The organism is Marinobacter sp. C7 (assembly GCF_022343555.1).
Lineage (GTDB): Bacteria > Pseudomonadota > Gammaproteobacteria > Pseudomonadales > Oleiphilaceae > Marinobacter.
This window is the reverse complement of the sequence record NZ_JAKQZH010000070.1, coordinates 1-564: the sequence shown is the minus strand read 5'-3', so window position 1 is coordinate 564 and position 564 is coordinate 1. Positions and strand designations below refer to the sequence as shown.

The following is a 564-nucleotide window of genomic DNA, read 5'->3' as shown; positions in this document are numbered from 1 at the left end:
CTTAACCTGTGGCTGACGCATTGCAGACTGGATAGCCTTGCGCATTGCGCGACGGAATGCCACGCGGTTGGTCAGCTGCTCAGCGATGGACTGTGCCACCAGCTTAGCGTTAGCATCGACGTTCTTGACCTCGAGGATGTTGAGGGCAACCTGCTTGCCGGTGAGCTTCTCGAGCTCACGGCGGATGCGGTCAGCCTCAGCGCCACGACGACCAATGACGATGCCTGGGCGAGCGGTGTGGATGTCTACGCGAACGCGGTCGCGGGTGCGCTCGATGACGACGTCGGCGATGCCGGCACGGTCGAGGCCCTTGGACAGGAATTCGCGAATCTTGATGTCTTCTGCGACGTAGTCAGCGTAAGACTTGTCGGCGTACCAATGGGACTTCCAGTCGGAAGTGATGCCCAAACGGAGGCCGTGTGGATGGATCTTCTGGCCCACTAGTTGGCTCCTTCCTTCTGGCTCTCAACGACCACGGTGATGTGGCTGCTGCGCTTACGGATCTGGAATGCGCGTCCCTGAGCACGTGGCTGGAAGCGCTTCATGGTTGGACCTTCGTTGGCG

General features: G+C 60.3%; 2 protein-coding genes. Both read right to left on the bottom strand.

The genetic code is table 11. From position 1 onward, the window contains the following. Window positions 1-441: 30S ribosomal protein S3 (gene rpsC, locus MD273_RS19330; RefSeq protein WP_239039285.1), on the bottom strand; the 441-nt coding region annotated here is incomplete at its 3' end. Beyond that, on the bottom strand, window positions 441-564 hold a 124-nt coding region (locus MD273_RS19325; RefSeq protein ID WP_285229185.1), incomplete at its 5' end, for a large ribosomal subunit protein uL22. The genes rpsC and MD273_RS19325, both read right to left, overlap by 1 nt.